The sequence below is a fragment of the Alkalibacterium indicireducens genome, from assembly GCF_039522005.1.
In the GTDB taxonomy this organism is placed as follows: domain Bacteria; phylum Bacillota; class Bacilli; order Lactobacillales; family Carnobacteriaceae_A; genus Alkalibacterium; species Alkalibacterium indicireducens.
Map to the genome: position 1 here is coordinate 1 of NZ_BAAADA010000174.1, position 524 is coordinate 524.

Below are 524 nucleotides of genomic sequence, written 5' to 3' on the forward strand. Positions count from 1 at the left end.
CATGGCAGAGCCTATAGCTCCATGGGCACTCATACTGTGACCATATGAGTTAGGTTGTTTGGGCGATATTCAGAGCTCCCACTCTATCCCGATGCCCCCGGTAGCCGCACCCGCACTGATACGTTCGGTCAGTTACTTTATTTCTGGCCTTACATGTCGGGCAAGTCTGAGAGGTATACTCTGGATTGACCTTTTTAACAACGATACCGATTTCTCTTGCTTTATATTCAATGAAGTCAGTCAGTTGAGCGAATGTCCAGTTATGCAGAATCGCTGTGTGTTTTCCTCTTTGTCTTGAGGTCCGGCGAATGCCGGAAAGATTCTCCAGATGGATGGTGCCACAGTTCATGTCTCTCGCAAACCGTACTATGTGTCTGGCAATCTTATGATTAATATCCTGCATGATTCTCGCTTCTTTATCATTGAGTGTCCGAATAGCGTTCAGTTTCTTTTTCTTCCCTAACTCCCGTCTGAGCTTCTTATACTTTCGGCGAATAACTTTGTTTGCTCGTCCGTTTCCGAAG

1 protein-coding gene is annotated in these 524 nt (G+C 46.0%); it reads right to left on the bottom strand.

The window, feature by feature from the left end; genetic code table 11:
- Positions 1 to 49 precede the first annotated feature (49 nt).
- Positions 50 to 524: RNA-guided endonuclease InsQ/TnpB family protein (locus tag ABFX15_RS09715; RefSeq protein WP_346025223.1), on the bottom strand; the 475-nt coding region annotated here is incomplete at its 5' end.